Consider the following 14032-nt stretch of genomic DNA (forward strand, 5'->3'; position numbering starts at 1 on the left):
CGACGACCCGCGCGCTTCAGCGCTTCCGGAAGCCCCGCCGCGCCCGACTTTCAAGCCGCCGCCCGATTGCGCCGAGCAAAGGCGCGGCATTCGGGCCGCCGGCCGTCTTAACTATTCGTTAAGCATTCGCTGCATAGCGTTCCCGACCGTTCGGCCGCCGTCGAGTCAAGGTCGGGCAAAGGGAATGTTCTCCGTCCTCGCTCCGATGAATACGGCGAGGACGGAGAGATGTCAAGAGTGCCTTTCCGTTGCGAGGACGGAGAGGCGGTCGTTTCGAATACGGAGGAAGTCGTCCTGAATACGGGGAAATCACCGTCCCCGACGGAGCGGCGGAGCGAAGGGCAGGAGGACGAAGTGGGATCGAGGACGGAGGGCGGGATGCGATCGAGGACGGGGCGGGGCGGGAGGAGCGGGGACGACGGGCCGACACCGGACCCGGACGCGGCACCGCCCTCCCGCCGCGGTGGACGGGCACAGAGCCCTTCGCGCGGGGTGGCCGGGGCGACCGTCGGGACCGGGCGCGGCGGCGGCACGGACGGGGGCGAACCGGCCCTGGCTCCGCCGGCCCTCGCCGCCGCACCGCCCGCCCGCGAGGCGACCGTGGTGGCGGCCACGCCGCGGTTCCGCGGCAATTGGGACGTGCCCCTCACCGCGCGGGGGCGCCCCCTGCCGTCGGACCTTCGGCACTTCGTCGTGCTGACGCCGCCGGACCAGGGGTGCCCGAATTGCCGGGCCGGGAGACTGCAGCCGCGGGGTGCGAAAGGGCGCAAGGCGGTGCGGGACTGGCCGTACGGCCCGCTTCCGGTGCACTTGACCATCGAATTCCAGGCGTGCTGGGCCTGTCCGGACTGCGGTCTTCGGATCAAGCCGAAGGCCGCTTGGATCGATCCCGGGTGCGTTTGGACCGAGCCGTGGTTGCCGGTCACGCCGCGCCTCGCCCGCTACCTGGAGGAGGAGTTGCGCCACACGACGACCGTGACGGATCTCTCCCGTCGCACGGCCGTCACACGGGAGACGATCAATGAGCTGATCGACCGCATCGGCAAGGATGTGCGCCACGCCGCGCGCCACGACCTGCTGCCGGCGGCCCGGATCGTCGGCCTCGACGGCAAAATACTGGGGAAAAGGAAGTTCCGCCTTCTCGTCGCCACCGATCTCGAGCGGCAAAAGCTGCTGTGGTGCGCGCCCGGGGAGGAGGACACCGCGTCCATCGTGGATCTGATCCGGAGCCTGCCCCAGTGGCGGGACATCGAGATCTTCGTCATCGATTTCGCGCCCGGCTTCGAGGCGGCGATCCGGGAGGCCTACCAAGGGTTGCCGCAGCCCGGCATCGTGCGATGCCTGGCCCACGTGGCGCGCCTCTTCCTCGACGCGGGACACGGCGAGCGCAGGCGTCTGGCCAGGCGGCGGGCGCGGGGAAAGCTTCCGCCGCTGAACCGCATCTTCACGCTGCGGCTCCGCGATATGGCGCCGAGCCACCGGGCGCTCCTGCGCAAGCTGAAGGACAGCAAGCCGACGCTCTTCAAAGCCTACTGCTTCAAGGAGGCGGTCTACGGGGTGTTTGCTCCCGGCGTGACCGCCGCCGTGGTGCGGGCCCGCTTCGCCCGGCTGCGGCGCTGGATGCAGCGGGACCCGGAGATGGCCAGCGTGTTCCGCGCCCCGATGGACACCGTGACGACGCACCTCGACCAGATCCTGCGCGGCCTGGAGCCGGGGGCGGTCGCCACGAACAACGGAGCGGAGCGCATCAACGGCGGTCTTGACGCGCTCAACGCCGCGACCAAGGGGCTGGCGTGGCGTCAGCCCGAGCGCTTCCTCGTCCGCGCCCTGCTGCGGCACGGCGGGTTGACGGCGGCGCACCTGGACGCCGCCCGCGCCGCCCGCTTGGCCCTGGAGCCGCCCGAGACCGACCGGCCGCCGCACCGGCGTCCGCCGGAGGAAGGCCGGCGTGGCGGCGCGGCCGCGGAGTCCGTCCGCGCCGCCGGTGCGGGCGCACGGCGGCGCGGTGCGGCCAGCCGCGCCTGCTGACGCCGGCGCGGACGCGCGGCGCGCACCGGCATAGCGCGGAAAAATCGCACGCGGCCCGCCGGGATTCCGGCATGGCTCCGCGTATGGCCAGATGCGGAGCCATGCCCGAAGCGCGAAACCGCCCCCGCGGAATCAACGGCTTGCCGGCCCGTCCTCATCCAAAATCCGGGCTATGCCGGTGCGGTGTCAGCAACTTTAGGTAATAGCAATGACTATAAGCACCGCTTATTGGGGTGAATCGCGGACGGCGTCCCGGGCGCCGGTCCCGCCCCGGCCGGCGATCCCCGCGTCCGTCCCGCCCGGGCGGACGCCCCCGAACCGGCCGGCCCCGACGGCTTCCCAGTCCCCCGTGTCCGCCGCCGGACGGCGCGACCACTCGTTCACGGAGTCCTGATGCCTCGACTGAAGCTGACCGTTGCCGCCAAGCCGCGGCCGGTCGACGCGATGCCCGAAAGGATGGTCGCGCTCGACCGCCTGCAACCGGCGCCCGATTGTCTCGAGCGGCCGCCCTCCGCGGAGGACCTCGCCGGCGAGCCCCGGCACGACGTGCCCATCGTCGTCCGGTCCATCCCCGCCGATCCGAAGGCCCCGGTCATCGTGCTGGCCGGCCTGGAGCGCCTCGCGCGTCTGCGCCAAGCCGGCAACGTGACGGCCTACGTGCGCGTGGCGGAGCCGGCGACCCCTGCGGAGGCGCTGGCCGCCGGTTGGCGGGCAGCGCCCGAGGCGCGCCGGGATCCCGTGCGCCTCGGCCTGCAGGCGCGCGCCCTGCTGTCGACTCTGTGGGCCGGCGGACCCGATGCGGCGGAGCGGCTCGCTACGCTGGCGCACGCCACCGGCTTCGCCGAGCCGGACGTCGAGCGGGTGTTGCTGCTCGCGGAGGCCGTCGAGGCCTGCGAAGACGGCGCGGCGGGCTACACCCGGGAGGCGCTGGTGGCCATGCCGCTGGCCGCGCTGCGCCGGTTCCTGACCGACCTTGCGACGCCGCCGGACGCGCCGCCGGTGACGGTCCACGACGACGCGGCGCCGGCGGCCGCGGCATCGGCGCCCGACCTTCCACCGCTGCCGACGGCGGCCGAAGTGGCCGCCATGCCGCCTGGGGCATTCCGCCGTGAGGTGGCGGGCTTGCTGCCCGCCGGCGCCACGATCAAAGATCTCGGCACCGCCTTCCAAAAGGTGGACGCGAAGCGTCCGCTCACGTACAGCGCCTTCGAGAAGACCTTGTCGGGCGGACGGAACAATCCCGCCACCATCGAGCGACTGCTGCTGGCCATCCGGGCGCTGCACCATCCGGCCGCGTGGCCCGAGGTCGCCGCGGCGGTCGCCGAACGTCGGCAGGAACGTGCGGCGGGGAAGGCCGCGGCGACGGGCCAGCCGAAGCGCGCCGCAGCGGCGGCCGGCCGGGACGATGGTGCGGCGCCGAGGCGTGAATTCGGCCCGGTGGCGGCGGATCCGGAAGTCCCCTCCGGTGATGAGCGCCCACCCTCGGAGGGTTGAGCGGAGGCGGTTCTGTCGGTCCAACCGGTCGGCGGGTGATGCCGGCGCCCGCCCTCGTCACGCTCCTCGGAAGCGCGTGCCGGCGATCCGGCGAGCCGCTCGTCGAGCGGGCGCGTGCGCCGCAATTCGGGGCCGTGGGGGATCTCGTCCGCGCCAGCCAGCACCTCGTTCAGGGCCTCCTCGCTCGCGCATGAGGGGTGTGTCGAGGTCGGGATCGGAGTCGTCGCGGTCCGGGCTCAGGATTCCTTTTTGGGGCGACGCACGAGCGTCGAGTTGCGGAACAAGCCGTGGCCACCGTTGATGCGTTGCAGGTCCTCGCGCGAGACTTGGCCCGACCGCAGGGCGTCCTCATCGCGACGGCGGGACGCCGCCTTCTCAAGCGCGCGTTGCTTGGGGTCGTACTCGCTCACTCGCATGACGCTTCTCCTGAAGCCGGATCCACGACGTCGGCAATGATATGGTCCAAACGCGTGGACGAAACCTCCGATCCGTCACGACGGAACTGTCGGCCATGCGCCTCGGTCTCGTCAAGAAGCCGGTTCAGCCAGGGACATTCTCCTCCCGACGCTGTGGCGTCCGCGGCGACCGTGCACCGGCGGCGCGACGCTCCTGTCGTCGCGTCATGCCCAAGGCGGCGTCGACACGGTCACCGACCGTTGGACTCCACGTGCTTGCCGCGCCGCGACGAAGCGGAAAGGCCACAAAGGGTGGGGCGGGGGGACCGGTCGGGGCGGACGCCGCGGGCCCATCAGGCAATCCCCGGCTTGGCCGGGCCGCGCGGGTCGCTCATGGCGCTAGCCCCTCCCATGGGTGGGCGGCATCAGCGCGCTTTGTCGCGCTTCGGTGCTTGACGCTCCCAGCCCATGGCAACGCGGCCGAAATCGTCGGGGCCACATCGACGCCCCGTCATCGGGCGTGTTCCGTCATCGCCTTACCGGAGGCGCTCCCCTCTTGCCAGCCGCGCCAGATCATGCGCCGTCACCACGCCGAGCGCCAACAACGCCGCGACAGCGTCGTTCATGGCCAGTTCGGCCACCACGCAAGCCCGATCAACGGCCAGACCGTCCACCACATCCCATTCCGACCCTTCTGTCCGCCGCGCCAAAATAGCCCAGACCCACACAGTACGACCGTCGCCTTTCCGGGGCAGCGGATCCACGTGAAGCCTCAGGCCAGGCCCGACATCCAGCCGCCAGCCCTGGTCAATCAGTCGCCAGCCCAGTTCCGTCATGGGACGACGGACCGCGCCAGGGTGGCACGCTCATGGCCGCTCAGGCGTTCGAGCAGTGCCGCTTCCGCGGCAACCATGGCGGCCATCGCCGTTGTCGTGTCGCTGCTGAGCGGCCGGTCCGGGCCAGGGGGCTTCGCGCCCCAGTTCCAGGATGTGGGGGTCGGATGCGAATTGGGCGACGCCCAAAGGAACCAGCCGCGCCAGCCCGCCGCCATGTGGCCGAGATCCGGCGGGTCGCAGGCCAACGGCCGCCAGTGCAGCAGGAGTTGCCCGTCCGGCATCAGCCGCCTCCGCCCGAAGGAGTTTCCCGTCCCACTCGTCCGCAACGGGGCCAGCCGCCATGGCAGTGCGCGGCACCATCTCCGCCCAGGTCTGCGCCGTCGGGGACGGTCGCGATGTTTCTGGCCCTTATTCAGCAGAAATACGCCCACCATACGCCCCGGCCTCGGGCGCCCGTCTTGCACAGGCCACCTTCCGTGTTTGAGATCGCGGCACTCGGGTGTTCCATGGTCCCGCACCGAGACGCTCCACGCTCGCTGATCGGACGCTGGAGCGCAAAAGCTCTTAAGAGAAGCGGTGCCAGGATCCGGAGCCGCCGCTCAGGGACACCGTCTCTTTGGGCATGGCTCGCCGACGACGGAAATCCGGTCGTGATGGTTATGGCTCGGAGACGCCGTCATGTGGCACCGCCATCCTCCCGCGGCGAATTATAGCGTCCGGATGCTATAATCCGGTAAACTCGACATAGGCCCAGGACCGGCCCACTGGCCGCATCCTCGGAGCATCGTCTCGCAGGACACGGGAGACCGCGTTCGCACGGCGTCCTGAGTCCGGTCGGAGATCGACATCAGCGGGGCGGCGAGCAGCCGTTCCAGACGGTCGAGGGCGGCGGCGATGGCCGCGCCAACGCGGAGCACAGCGCTCTCGGCCTCACCGACATCAACGCCGCGGACCGTTCTCTACGGCGAGGCGCTCGGCGGAGGCATCGCCGTAGAGAACGGTCCGGGTGATGAGGTTGCGGACCAGTTTGGTCTTGCGCAGCAGGAACCAGAGGGGGCCGCAGCGTGCCGACATCCCTTGTAGAACGTAACCCCCTGTTCGACTCGCGCCACTAGCTGTCCGAATGCGACACCTCCTTGGCGCGTTCGACCACCACCATCGCTTTGGGTAGGCGACAGGGATCGTCAGGCGGTCGGTAATGAGGATTGGCCAGTTCGGGGGTTCTTCCGCGTTTTCGGTGCAGCGGGCTGGCTGGAACGCTGCCGTTTATGCGGCCTCCAGGATCCGGTGACGCAGCAGGTCGAACTTGGCGCGGCCGCACATGGTTCGCTTGATGGTCTTCAAGCGGCTGATCTGCCCCTCCACCGGCCCGGTGCTCCACGGCAGCGACAGCGCCGAGCGGATCGCCGCGAGATCACGCGCGAGCCCATCGGCGAACCCGGCCAGGGCGGTTTCCTTCGCCGCGGCCAACCATCCATCCAACCGGTCCGCCTGCTGACGACGCACCATGGTGCTGAACGCGCGCGCCAACGCGATGACCGTGGTGAGTCCCTCGGAACGGACGAGCAAGGCATCGACGAACCGTTGCTCGGTGGCATCGATCGTCTCCGGATCGGCCACCGCCAACCACGCTGCCCGACGTTTCGAGGGCATCTTCCACGGTCCCATCAAGCTGTACGGCGCCAATTACGATGACCGCCTAACGACGATTGGAATGGCCGGGTGGCGGCCCAGTCATCAGCCTCTCCCCCGCGATCGCGGGGGAGAGGCTGATGACTGGCGCGCGGATCACCGACCGGCAGGTCAGGCGGTACATGGACGAGCGCAGGCAGGGAGACAGTCAGGCGACGGCGGCGGCGAAGGCCGGGTTCAGCGAGCGGACGGCGCGCCGGATCGACGCCATTCCGATCCTGCCAAGCCAACGGCCCCGTGAACGGACCTGGCGCACCCGCGAGGATCCGTTCGCCGGCGTGTGGGATGAGGAGTTGGTGCCGGTCCTGCGCTCGGTTCCACACATCCGGGCGACCACTCTGCTGGAAGAACTCCAGCGCCGTCACCCCGGCGCCTATCCCGACCGCCTGCTGCGTTCGCTTCAGCGTCGGGTCGCGCTGTGGCGGGCGACCGAGGGTCCGGAGCAGGAGTTGATCTTCCGCCAGGATCATCCTCCCGGCCACCAGGCCCTGTCCGATTTCACCGAGACCGCCAGCCTCGGCATCACCATCGACGGCAGCCCCTTCGACCACATCCTCTATCATTTCTGGCTGGCCTACAGCGGCTGGGAAGCCGTCAAGCTTGTTCAGGGCGGCGAGAGCTTCACCGCCCTGACCGAAGGGCTCCAGGAAGCGCTGTGGCAACTCGGCGGCGTGCCCCACACCCACCGCACCGACCGCCTGTCCGCCGCCTACCGCAACCTGACGGCCGAGGACGACGAAGCCGCCGGGTACGCCGCCTTCTGCCGCCATTACGGCATGACCCCGACCCGCAACAACGCCGGCGTCGCTCATGAGAACGGCAGCGTCGAGGCGTCCCATGGCCATCTGAAAGCGGCGCTGCGCGACGCCCTCGACCTGCGGGGGTCGCGCGATTTCCCCGACATTCCCACCTACCAGGCCTTCCTGCAGGACACCGTCGCCCGCAAGAACGCCCGGCGCCGAAAGGCGCTGGAGGTGGAACTGCCGGCGTTGAAGCCGCTGCCCCGGCACCGCACCACCGATTTCTCCACCACCACCGTCACCGTGACCCGCAGCGGCACCATCTCCGTGCGCAAGGTGCTCTACACCGTGCCGTCCCGGCTCGTCGGCTGCCGGCTCAAGGTGCATCTTTACGACGACCGGCTCCTCTGCTGGCTGGGCACGACCCAGGTGCTGACGCTCACCCGCAAGCATCCCAAGGGCAAACTGCGCGACCGGGTCGTCGATTACCGCCACCTCGCCGCATCCCTGGTGCGCAAGCCGCAGGCGTTCCGCCGTTCCGTCTTCCGCGACGAACTCTTTCCCCGACCGGCCTTCCGCCGGGCCTGGGAGGTGCTGGACGAACAGCTCGACGACCGACAGGCGTGCCGCGTCTACGTCGGCCTGCTTCATCTGGCCGCCACCGGCGCCTGCGAAGCGGCCCTGGCCGAGCATCTCGACGCCGTGCTCGACCGCGGCGGTCTGCCCGATCTCGAGGGTGCCCGGACGGCCGTGGCGCCTCCCCAGCCGACAGCGGTGCCGCTGATCACCGTGGCGCCGCCCGATCTCGCCGGATACGACCGCCTGCTGCGGCCGACCCCCGCCATCCCTGATCCGGAGCCCGCATGACCGACGTCGACGCCGCCAAACTGCCCGTGATGCTGTCCGCCCTGCGCCTGCCGACCATCGGCCGGCTATGGCCGGGCTTCGCCGAACGGGCCGACCAGGAAGGCTGGGGGGCCGCACGCTTCCTGGCCACCCTGTGCGAGCATGAGTTGGCCGAACGCACCGAACGCCGCATCGCCCGCCACATGGCCGAGTCGGACCTGCCCGACGGCAAGACCCTGGCCACCTTCGACTTCGCCGCCGTGCCGACCATCCGCAAACCCCACGTCGAGGCGCTGGGCCGGGGCGACGGCTGGATCGAGCGCGGTGCCAACCTGCTGATCTTCGGCCCCAGCGGCGTCGGCAAGACCCATGTCGCCTCCGCCATCGGCACCGCCCTCATCGAAGGCGGCCGGCGTGCCCTGTTCACCCGGACCACCGATCTCGTGCAAAAGCTTCAGGCGGCGCGGCGCGACCTCGCCCTGCCAAACCTGCTGGCCCGGCTCGACCGTTTCGATTGCCTGATCCTCGACGACCTCGGCTACGTCCGAAAGGACCAGGCCGAAACCTCGGTGCTGTTCGAACTGATCCCACATCGGCCAACACATTGCGTCGGGCAATTGCGCTCAGGTCCAATGGATTCGGGTAACCGCACCGCATCATCCGTGGCTGGGGCGGGTTGTACGGGTCATACGGCGGCTGCGACGCGACGCCGGCACGGATCTGGTCGTTGAAGGAGAGGATGGCCACCGGCAGATGATGCCGCTGGCGTGGACCGAAGCTGCCCGTGTCGAGGAGCCTGTCATGCCGGTCCTGCGCTTCACGCCTGGAAGCCTGCGCGCCCTCGTCCGACTGGTCGACGCCTGCCGCACATTCCCGCGCGCGGAGGCTCGCCATGCCAACTCCGACCCCGATCCTGTGGAGCATTCTGCCGCTCGAGGCCCAGAGGCCGATGGTCGCGCTGTGGAGCGACCTGCTGCGGCGCCGGCTGACGGGCCGGATGGCCCGCAAGGAGACGCTCCATGATCCTCTCGCCCAAGATCGAAGCCCGTCATCAGCAGCTGCAGGCGGTCGTCTACATCCGCCAGTCCACGCCCAAGCAGGTGCAGAGCAACCAGGAGAGCACCCGCCGCCAATACCAGTTGGCTGAGCGCGCTCAGTTGATGGGCTGGCCGCCATCCCAGATCCGGGTCATTGATGAGGATCTCGGCCTTTCCGGCGCGAGCAGCCGCCAGCGGACGGGCTTCCAAAAGCTGGTCGCCGCCATCGGTTTGGGCGAGGTCGGCATCATCCTCGTCACCGAAGTGTCGCGCCTGTCCCGCTGCAACAGCGACTGGCACCGCGTCATCGAACTGTGCGGTGTTTTCCGCACCCTCATCGCTGACGAAGACGGCGTCTACGACGCGCGCGATCCTAACGATCTGCTTTTGTTGGGCGTCAAGGGCACGCTGTTCGCCGCCGAGCTTCACATTCTGCGTGGCCGGATGCGCGGCAACCTGCTGAACAAGGCGCGCCGCGGTGAACTCGCTTTGCGCCTGCCGGTCGGGTTCCGGCGCCGCCCCGACGGAGTGGTGGTGCAGGACCCGGATGACGCCGTGCGCCTGGCCATCGCCACGGTGTTCGAGCGTTTCGCCGTGTTGCGCAACGCCAGGGCCGTACAGCGCCACTTTCTGGAGAACCGGCTGGCCTTGCCGCGATGCGCGCAAACCGGGGCCACCGCCGGCACCATCACGTGGGTGCGGCCGACCTACCAGATGATCCAGCAGATCCTCACCAACCCCGCTTACGCCGGCGTCTTCGTCTATGGTCGGCGGCGGCGCCAAGCCGTGCCAGGAGACCCGCCAACGGTGATCGACCACCGGATCGGCGTGACGGAGTGGGACATCGTGGTGCCCGACGTCTATCCCGGGTACCTGACCTACGACGCCTACCTGGCCAACCGTCAGGCGCTGCAGGACAACCTCTACAACTTCGCCCGGAAAGGCCGCGGCGCCCCGCGCGAAGGGTTTGCCTTGCTCACCGGGCTGGTCATCTGTGGCCGCTGCGGCCGCCGGATGGCCGTGAACTACGGCTCCGTGTACCACAGCTATCATTGCCGCCGGGCCCAGGTCGATTACGGCGAGCGGCAATGCCAGTCCTGTCCGGTGGGCCTGCTGGACGGCGCTGTCGCTGCCGCTTTCCTGGAGGCGGTGGCCCCGGTTGGCCTTGAGACCACCCTGGCGGCCCTGGAAACACTGGAGCGCGAGCGGAAGGTTATCGACCGGCACTGGCAGCTGCGCCTGGAACGCGCCCGGTACGAGGTGGCCTTGGCCCAACGTCAATACGACGCCGTCGATCCGGACAACCGCTTGGTGGCCCGGGAGCTGGAACGGCGGTGGAACGCAGCGTTGGTCGCGTTGGAGACGTTGGACAGCGAATACGCCTTGATGCAACGAACCGATCTGATGCCGCTGACCGCCACCGAGCGGGAGGAGGTGCGCCGGATTGCCGCCGACCTGCCCGGTCTGTGGCGGGCGGAAACGACCACGGCCGTCGATCGCAAGCGGCTTCTGCGCCTGGCGGTTGCCGCCGTGACCGTGACGGTCGATCGGATCGCACGCCGCATCGATGTGGTCCTTCTGTGGACGGGTGGCGCCACCTCGACGCACATGGTGCCCCTGCCGCCGATCGGCTTGCACGCCACCACCGACGCCGCGGTGATCGTCCGCATCCGGGACCTGTCCGCCCGGTTGCCCGACCACGCGGTTGCCGGCGCACTCAATGCGTTGGGCCTGCGCACCCGGACTGGAAAGGAGTGGACCTACGAGCGCGTCTTTTCCATGCGCAAGCAACACGGCATTCCAACCGGCTGCCCGGTCCGACCCGGGGCACTGCAGCCCCGGGGCGATGGGTGCATCTCCGCCAAGGCGGCGGCGAAGCGGTTGGGCGTCACGCCGTCTCTGGTGCAGGTCTGGGTGCAGCACGGTGTCGTCGCGTGCGATCAACGTTGTCGCTGTTCGAAGCAGTGGATCCGGCTGACGGACGCGGACATCGCGCGGCTTGACGGCTCCGCCGACGTGAGCGGATTGCCGACGCTCACCGCGGTGGTCGAGGAAACGGGACTGGAGCGTGATGCCGTTTGGGCCCGCGTTCGGCATGGCGACTACATCGCTTTCCGAACCCCGCGCGGGCGAGGCCAGTGGGAGTGGCGCCTGAAGGAACGTCCGGCCGCCGCGGAAATCGCTTCGGCCCGAGCCATTCGCGGAGATCACCATGGAAACGAGCAATATGGATAACGATGTCCCGAACGCTACGAACGCCGAAGCTTGATCTTGACCTGCAATCAGCCCTTCAGCGCCTGGGACGCGATTTTTCCCGATCCCGCCATGACCGTGGCCGCCATCGACCGCTTGGTGCACCACGCCACCATTCTGGAACTGAACACGGAAAGCTACCGCCGCCGCTCCGCCCTGGCCGCGGCCCATGACCCGAGGGCCAGCGAAGGGTAATCGATGCGACAAGCGCGTCATTGTCGCCGGACCGGCGCGGCGGCATCATGGCGGGCATGTATGAGCCGCCAACCATCGCCCAGCTGAAGATCACGATCCTGGACATCGACCCGCCGATCTGGCGGCGCCTGCTGGTGCCGCGCAAAACCACGCTGGCCGAACTGCACCACATCATCCAGGCCGCCTTCGGCTGGCTGGACTACCATCTCCATCAGTTCGAGATCGGCGGCTTGCGCTTCGGCGACCCCGACATGCTCAACGCCGATGCCTTCGACGACGACAGCCGGGCACTGCCGGAGAACGACGTTCGCCTGTTCGACTTCCTGTCCAGCCCGCCGCCGTTCCTCTATCTCTACGACTTCGGCGACGATTGGCACCATCGGATCGAGATCGAGACCCTGCGTTTGCCCGAGGCCGATCGCAAGTACCCCGCCTGTATCGACGGCGCCCGCTCGCGACCGCCGGAGGATGTCGGCGGCGTTCATGGCTACGCCGACTTCCTCGACGTCTTTCACGACCCAAGCCACCCCGACCATGCCGACATGAGGCGATGGGCGGGCCGGGCATTCCATCCCGAAAAATTCGACATCGGCAAAATCGATCGCGCTGTTCGCTCCGCCGTGCGCGCCGCAAAACGCCGAGCGGCACTGTCACGATACGACTGACCACGACCTCCGCCAGGACAGCGTAATTGACGTCAACCGGACGTCAAAATTGTCGTTGCACACCGCTTCATTGGCCAGCCTTGGCCGTGCAACGCCATCACCTCGTCAAACCGGGCCTGTCGAACGCCGTGGCGATCCGTCACCGGCAACTCGGCCGCTGGTGCCGGGAGCGGTGCGGTCGTCGGGGGCGGTGCGGCGGCCGTGCTGATTTCCATGGCGGTTCCCGCTGCCGCTTTGCTTGCTATGCGCAGGTCATGATGATGGCGGTCGAGGACCCCGGCCAAAGCGTCCCCGAGATTGCGGAGAAGATGCCAGCGATCGGAGACCTGGACGGCGTTCGGAGCGCCGGCCCGTATGCCGTCGGCGTAAGCGCCGGCGCGGTCGCGGGCAACGACCTCCACCCCGGGATGGGCTTTCAACCACGCCGCTACCGTCTCCGCGTGGCGGTCGGGCAGCAGGTCGATGGGGCGGTTGCGTTCCAGATCGACGATGATCGTGCCGTAGTGCTGACCGCGCCGCCAGGACCAGTCGTCGATGCCAATGACGCGCGGTGTCGGCACCGCCGGCAGGGGAGCCGCCCGGATCAGGCGCAACAACGTGTCGCCGCTGACCGGCATGGCCAAGCAAGCCGCCAAGCGGGCACCAGCCTCGCCGCCGGCGCTGAGGGCGATGCGCCGTTGCGCCTCCGAGAGCCGGACGGTCCGCCGAACCTTCGGCAAGGCAACGGCCGGCAGGCGTTCGGCGAAGATGCGGCGCGGACACTCGACAGCGGCGCAGCGGAACCGGCGAACCTGGAGGTCGAGTTGGCCGACCCGGCCTTGCCAAGGCAGGTCGCCGAGGCGGCGACTGTAACGACTGTGTACGCGGCGCGAAGGGCGCCGACACACCGGGCAGGCCGCCGCAGCGGCGCGAGCGCGCACGGCCACAACAACGCGATCATGGGCGACGGTGACGTGATCAACGGCGAGACCGGGCGGGAGTAGGGACAGCAGCGATTTGGACAAGGAAATCAGAGCACTCAGAAAAGGGATGCCGTTCCCTCCATGTGCTCACTGCCGCCGGTAAGTTCATTCACGCTGCACCGAAAACGCGGAAGAACCAGTTCGGGATGTCGTTTGACACCTGGGCCTGCGGAAACACCGCGGTGATCGCCTCGGGAAAGCCCTTGAGGCCATCGACGACGGCGATCAGGACGTCCTCGACCCCGCGGTTCTTCAGCTCGCTCTGGGGAGTATTCAACCGGCACTGACACACGGCGTCGGTGACGGCGCTGACTAGGTCGGGGGAGACCTCGATGCCGTACAGCTCGCGCAGGTGCCCCTGGATCTCGCGCACGCTCATGCCGCGGGCGTACATGGAGATGATCTTCTCATCGAAGCCCGGAAAGCGGCGCTGGTACTTGGCGATGAGTTGCGGGTCGAAGGTGCCGAGCCGGTCGCGCGGCACGTCTAGGGCGATCTTGCCGGTGTCGGTGAGCACCGTCTTGCTGCCATAGCCGTTGCGGCTGTTGCTCCGGCCGTCCGGCTCACCGCTCTCCAGGTGATGGTCGATCTCGGCGTTCAGCGCCCGCTCGGCGAGCGCCTTCTTCAGCTCATCGAGCAGGCCGTCCTTGGCGAAGGCACTCTTCGGATCGGCGCCGGCGAGCAATTGATCAAGCAGCGCGTCCGGAATGCTGGGGTGTTTGCGTCGTGCCATGCGGGACCTCCTTCGGTCCCGAAGTTATGGCCCGTACACGAAATTTCAGACAGTCCCCTTCGACGCCTGCCGCTGCGGCGTGGCCTGCCGGCGCAGCCTGACCCCGGTCGCCGAGATCATGCCCGACCGCGGCCCCCCGGAGTACGAACGCATTCT

At 69.1% G+C, this 14032-nt stretch carries 10 protein-coding genes and 5 pseudogenes; 9 read left to right on the plus strand and 6 right to left on the minus strand.

Annotated elements, in window-relative coordinates; translation table 11 throughout:
* Positions 1–492: 492 nt before the first annotated feature.
* Positions 493–2028: a transposase gene (locus tag ACSVC7_RS08320; protein WP_448203523.1), complete on the plus strand. Its 1536-nt coding sequence runs from the start codon at positions 493–495 to the stop codon at positions 2026–2028.
* A 393-nt stretch (positions 2029–2421) separates the two neighbouring features.
* Positions 2422–3522: a serine/threonine-protein kinase gene (locus ACSVC7_RS08325; protein WP_448203522.1), complete on the plus strand. Its 1101-nt coding sequence runs from the start codon at positions 2422–2424 to the stop codon at positions 3520–3522.
* A 236-nt stretch (positions 3523–3758) separates the two neighbouring features.
* Here the strand turns inward: ACSVC7_RS08325 and ACSVC7_RS08330 are convergent, their stop codons facing one another.
* The 4 genes and pseudogenes from ACSVC7_RS08330 to ACSVC7_RS08345 all read right to left on the minus strand — a co-directional run.
* A complete protein-coding gene (locus ACSVC7_RS08330; protein WP_209773321.1) occupies positions 3759–3932 on the minus strand; it encodes a hypothetical protein in 174 nt (57 codons plus the stop codon).
* Positions 3933–4453: 521 nt separating this feature from the next.
* Positions 4454–4753, minus strand: a complete 300-nt coding sequence (locus tag ACSVC7_RS08335) for a hypothetical protein (RefSeq protein WP_448203521.1) — start codon at positions 4751–4753, stop codon at positions 4454–4456.
* A complete protein-coding gene (locus ACSVC7_RS08340) occupies positions 4750–5034 on the minus strand; it encodes a hypothetical protein (RefSeq protein ID WP_448203520.1) in 285 nt (94 codons plus the stop codon). Before ACSVC7_RS08340 ends, ACSVC7_RS08335 begins: the two co-directional genes overlap by 4 nt.
* Positions 5035–6019: 985 nt before the next feature.
* Positions 6020–6412 (minus strand): annotated as a pseudogene (locus ACSVC7_RS08345) (transposase); the annotation flags it as partial.
* 113 nt (positions 6413–6525) lie between these two features.
* Here ACSVC7_RS08345 and istA point away from each other — a divergent pair.
* From istA to ACSVC7_RS08370, 6 genes and pseudogenes are all read left to right on the plus strand, one after another.
* On the plus strand, positions 6526–8052 hold the full coding sequence (gene istA, locus ACSVC7_RS08350) for an IS21 family transposase (protein WP_448203519.1): 1527 nt from the start codon (positions 6526–6528) through the stop codon (positions 8050–8052).
* On the plus strand, positions 8049–8762 hold the full coding sequence (locus ACSVC7_RS08355) for an ATP-binding protein (protein ID WP_448203518.1): 714 nt from the start codon (positions 8049–8051) through the stop codon (positions 8760–8762). The genes istA and ACSVC7_RS08355 overlap by 4 nt, the downstream gene beginning before the upstream one ends.
* Positions 8728–9054 carry a hypothetical protein gene (locus ACSVC7_RS32780; protein WP_510166938.1) on the plus strand — a complete coding sequence of 109 codons (327 nt, stop codon included), beginning with the start codon at positions 8728–8730 and terminating at the stop codon, positions 9052–9054. The genes ACSVC7_RS08355 and ACSVC7_RS32780 overlap by 35 nt, the downstream gene beginning before the upstream one ends.
* A complete protein-coding gene (locus ACSVC7_RS08360; protein WP_448203517.1) occupies positions 9051–11303 on the plus strand; it encodes a recombinase family protein in 2253 nt (750 codons plus the stop codon). Before ACSVC7_RS32780 ends, ACSVC7_RS08360 begins: the two co-directional genes overlap by 4 nt.
* Before the next feature lie 12 nt (positions 11304–11315).
* Positions 11316–11516, plus strand: a pseudogene (locus ACSVC7_RS08365) (ATP-binding protein); the annotation flags it as partial.
* 47 nt (positions 11517–11563) lie between these two features.
* Complete coding sequence (locus tag ACSVC7_RS08370; protein WP_448203516.1) at positions 11564–12181, plus strand: plasmid pRiA4b ORF-3 family protein; 618 nt, start codon at positions 11564–11566, stop codon at positions 12179–12181.
* A 235-nt stretch (positions 12182–12416) separates the two neighbouring features.
* Here the strand turns inward: ACSVC7_RS08370 and ACSVC7_RS08375 are convergent.
* Both ACSVC7_RS08375 and ACSVC7_RS08380 read right to left on the minus strand, forming a co-directional pair.
* Positions 12417–13194, minus strand: a pseudogene (locus ACSVC7_RS08375) (ISL3 family transposase); the annotation flags it as partial.
* A gap of 94 nt (positions 13195–13288) precedes the next feature.
* Positions 13289–13876 (minus strand): annotated as a pseudogene (locus ACSVC7_RS08380) (transposase); the annotation flags it as partial.
* Here ACSVC7_RS08380 and ACSVC7_RS08385 point away from each other — a divergent pair.
* Positions 13872–14032 (plus strand): annotated as a pseudogene (locus tag ACSVC7_RS08385) (ISKra4-like element ISAzba1 family transposase); the annotation flags it as partial. The pseudogenes ACSVC7_RS08380 and ACSVC7_RS08385 overlap by 5 nt on opposite strands.

The sequence above is a fragment of the Azospirillum mesophilum genome (assembly GCF_053470405.2).